This window comes from Methylobacterium sp. B1 (genome assembly GCF_000333255.1).
Lineage (GTDB): Bacteria > Pseudomonadota > Alphaproteobacteria > Rhizobiales > Beijerinckiaceae > Methylobacterium > Methylobacterium fujisawaense.
Genome location: NZ_BACT01000534.1, coordinates 1 through 3,657 on the forward strand (window position 1 = coordinate 1; position 3,657 = coordinate 3,657).

The 3,657-nt window shown below is 74.5% G+C and carries 5 protein-coding genes; 2 read left to right on the forward strand and 3 right to left on the reverse strand.

Features of this window, described 5'->3' with window-relative positions; translation table 11 throughout:
* Positions 1 to 220: EAL domain-containing protein (locus I53_RS15600; RefSeq protein WP_043352271.1), on the forward strand; the 220-nt coding region annotated here is incomplete at its 5' end.
* 342 nt (positions 221 to 562) lie between these two features.
* Here I53_RS15600 and I53_RS15605 read toward each other — a convergent pair.
* Positions 563 to 829 (reverse strand): GCG_CRPN prefix-to-repeats domain-containing protein, encoded by a 267-nt coding sequence (locus tag I53_RS15605; protein ID WP_051044832.1) that lies wholly within the window; start codon positions 827 to 829, stop codon positions 563 to 565.
* A 118-nt stretch (positions 830 to 947) separates the two neighbouring features.
* The gene (locus tag I53_RS15610; protein ID WP_043352274.1) at positions 948 to 1,970 is read right to left on the reverse strand and encodes a P1 family peptidase; all 1,023 of its coding nucleotides are present in this window, start codon (positions 1,968 to 1,970) and stop codon (positions 948 to 950) included.
* 50 nt (positions 1,971 to 2,020) lie between these two features.
* On the opposite strand from I53_RS15610, the gene I53_RS15615 reads away from it, so the two are divergent.
* Complete coding sequence (locus I53_RS15615; RefSeq protein ID WP_335645383.1) at positions 2,021 to 2,947, forward strand: NAD(P)-dependent oxidoreductase; 927 nt, start codon at positions 2,021 to 2,023, stop codon at positions 2,945 to 2,947.
* 45 nt (positions 2,948 to 2,992) lie between these two features.
* Here the strand turns inward: I53_RS15615 and I53_RS15620 are convergent.
* Positions 2,993 to 3,657 (reverse strand): S49 family peptidase (locus tag I53_RS15620; RefSeq protein WP_043352277.1); only part of this gene is annotated, 665 nt, incomplete at its 5' end.

Sequence of the window (3,657 nt, forward strand, 5' to 3'; positions counted from 1 at the left end):
CGGCGCGCTGACGGACAACCACTCGATGGCGGTGATCAAGGCGATCACCCAGATGGGCCGCGACATGAACATCCTCACCCTTGCCGAAGGGGTCGAGGATGCGGATCAGCTGGCGCTTCTCAGGCGACTGGGCTGCGATGCCGTCCAGGGTTACCTGATCGGGCGCCCGGAACGACCATCGTCATCGCCGCCGCCCGCAATGGCAAGCGGCGCTCGCTAAGGTCGGTGGGACCGTCGGTCACGCTCGGCTCCTCCGAAGGCGGGCCACCGATCCGCAGAAGACGCCCGAGCCGGCCTCTACGCAGACGCGCCGCCTCGAGACCGAAACGACCGGCTCGAGCGCGAGGGCCGGCACCGCCGCCGACATGGCACGCGGGCCGCAAGACACCGGTCCCGCAGTAAGCCCGGGGCTCGGGGCCGCGTCCGAGCCGCCACGCGGGTCCGAGCCTCCCGGCGTCTCGCCAGCGTGCGGTTCCGTTCCGCTCGCCCCGGGGGCACTCCTGTCGGACCCGACGCCGTCGTGCGTCGGCGCCGCCCCGGCGGGCGGCACCGACGCCATCGCTCAGCGGTGGCAGAAGCCCCGCGGGCCGCGGTAGAGGCCGGGCGGGCAGCCGCGGGGCGCGCCGGTCATGGCGCGGCGCATCGCACCACGCGGACCGCGGTTCAGGCGGCAGCCGCCATACGGCCCGCGATGCGCGCCGAACCCGCAACCGCCGCGCACGAGGGTGACCGAGGCGTCGCCGCCGGACAGCGGCGCCACGGGCATCGCCTGGGCGCCGCCGGCGAACAGTGCGACGGACGCGGCGATGATCAGGCCGGTCATTTTCATGAGGAATCCTCCCGTTTGGCACAGGTCGCGGCCCGGCGCGATCCGAGCCACGACACGGCCTTCGGCCGCGCCCTGTAACCCCGGTCCTGCCGCTTCGTTCCGGAGCGGGCGTGGCGGATCAGGCGCCGTAGAGGTCGCGCCAGGCCGGCGGAAGCCCCGCACCCGCCAGGGGCGGCGACGGCGCGAGTCCCGGCAGGCTCGTCGCGGCGAACACCCCGCGCGCCACGGTCCGGGCCAGGACCCGCGCGGCGACATCTCCGAGGCGAGCGAGGTCCACCACCGGGTCGGCGAGGGGCACGGCGCCGGTCGCCACGGCGAAGACCAGATCGCCATCGAGCGGCGTATGGGCCGGCACGAGGGCGCGGGCGAGGCCGTCCTGCGCCGCCACCGCGAGGCGCCGGCACTGCGCCTTGGTCAGCGCCGCGTCGGTCGCCACCACGGCGAGCGTCGTGGCGGCGCCGGGCAGCGCGCGCATCGGGAAGGCGTGGGCTTCGGCGGGAACATGGGCCGGCGCGCCCAGGCCGCCGAACTCGTCACCCTCCTCGAAGGGCGCGGCCCAGAAATGCGGGCCGTCGCCGACGGTCGCGTTGCCGAAGGCGTTAACGGCGGCGAGGGCCCCGACCCGGAAGTCCGTGCCCGGTACCCGCGCCGAGGCAGATCCGATCCCGCCCTTGAGCCGACCCGTGCGCGCGCCGGTCCCGGCCCCGACGGAGCCGAGGGCGAAGTCCGCGGCCGCAGCCGCGGCGGCCGCGAAGCCCAGCTCGCGGTAGGGCGGGTAGCGCCCCCAGGCCTTGTCGCCGCCGTTGGGCAAATCGAACAGGATCGCGCCGGGAACGATCGGCACCCGCATGCCGCCGACCGGGAAGCCGCGCCCGGCTTCGGCGAGCCACGCCGTCACCCCGGCCGCCGCGTCGAGACCGAAGGCCGAGCCCCCGGACAGGACGAGGGCGTCGATCCGTTCCACGGTACGTTCGGGATCGAGCAGGTCGGTCTCGCGGGTGCCCGGCCCGCCGCCGCGCACGTCGACGGAGGCGACCACCGGATCGTCGAACAGGATCGCCGTGACGCCGCTCGCAAGCCGCAGATCGGTGGCGTGACCGACCCGCAGGCCGGGGATGTCGGTGATGCGATTCTGCAGCATGGGTCGAGCTTGCCACGGCCGGCGATCGGCGCAAATCCGGCCGGGCGCCGTTGACCGCCGCGCGGGGTTACCCAGGTTGGCAGGCGGCAGAGCGCGTCGAGGAGCACGGCATGGACGTTGGATTCATCGGATTGGGGCGGATGGGTCGCGCCATGGCCGCCAACCTCGCGCGGGCGGGTCACACGGTCCGCGCCTGGAACCGCTCGCCCGAGGCCGCGCGCGGCATCGACGGCGTCACCCCGGTGGCGAGCGCCGCCGAGGCCTTCGCCGGCGACGCGGTCATCACCATGCTGGCCGACGACGCGGCGCTCGAAGCCGTGATCGTGGCCGGCGGCCTGCTCGACCGGCCGGAGCGCCCGGGCCTGCACATCGGCATGAGCACGATCTCGGTGGCGCTCGCCCGGCAGCTCGCCGCCGTGCACGAGCGGGCGGGCGTCCCCTACATCGCGGCGCCGGTCTTCGGGCGGCCGGACGTGGCGGAGGCCGGCAAGCTCAACATCGTGACGGCGGGGGCGGCGGCCCTGATCGACCGCGCGGGCCCGCTCCTCGACGCCATGGGTGCCAGGACCTGGCGTTTCGGCGACGACCCGGCGCGGGCGAACGCCGTCAAGCTCGCCGGCAACTTCATGCTGATCTCGGCGATCGAGGCCATGGCGGAGGCCTGTGCCCTCACGGAGGGCCACGGCGTCCCGGGCGCCGACTTCCTCGACCTGATGACCAACACGCTGTTCGCCTCGCCGGTCTACAAGGGCTACGGCGCCTCGATCGCGCAGAACCGCTACGAGCCGCCGGGCTTCCTCCTCAAGCTCGGGGCCAAGGACATGCGGCTCGCCCTCCAGGCCGCCGAGGGCGCGGGGGTGCCGATGCCCTTCGCGAGCGTGCTGCGCGACGGCCTCATCGAGGCGATCAGCCACGGCGACGGCGAGAAGGATCTCGCGGCGCTCGCCCGCGTCTCCGCCCGGCGTGCCGGGCGGTAGCGGATCTCCGAAGGGCACCGAAGCGCGAAGCCCTCCGGCCCCGTCTCAGAGCCCGTAACGGGCGAAGGCTGCGCGCTCCGCGACGGCGGCCATCGCCCCCTCGGCGAGTTCGATCCCGCCCGGCGCGCCGCCCCGGCGCAGCAGGCGGGAGACGAGGCCGCCCCGGGCCTCGGCCACGAGGCGCAGGTCGACCGTCTCGCCGAAGCGGGCGCGCATCGCGGTGCGCAGGTCGCCGAGCGCATCGACGAGACCGAGGGGCAGCGCCTGCCGCCCGGTCCAGACCGCGCCGGTGAACAGGTTCTCGGTGCGGGCCAGGGTCGGGCGCCGGGCGGTGACGAGGCCGGTGAACAGGTCCTGCACGTCGGCCTGGATGCGCTTCAGGCGCTCCACGTCGGCGGGATCCTCCGGGCGGAACGGGTCGAGCATCGACTTCGCCTCGCCCTGCGTATGAACGCGACGCTCGACGCCGAGCTTCTCCAGCAGGCCATGGAAGCCGAACCCCGACGAGACGACGCCGATGGAGCCGACGATCGAGGTCGGATCGGCGACGATCTCGTCGGCCGCGCAGGCGATCATGTAGCCGCCGGAGGCCGCGACATCCTCCACGAAGGCGATCACCGGCAGACGCTTCTCTTCGGCGAGGGCCCGAATGCGGCGGTGGATCAGGTGCGACTGCGCCGGTGAACCGCCCGGCGAGTTGATCAGCAGCG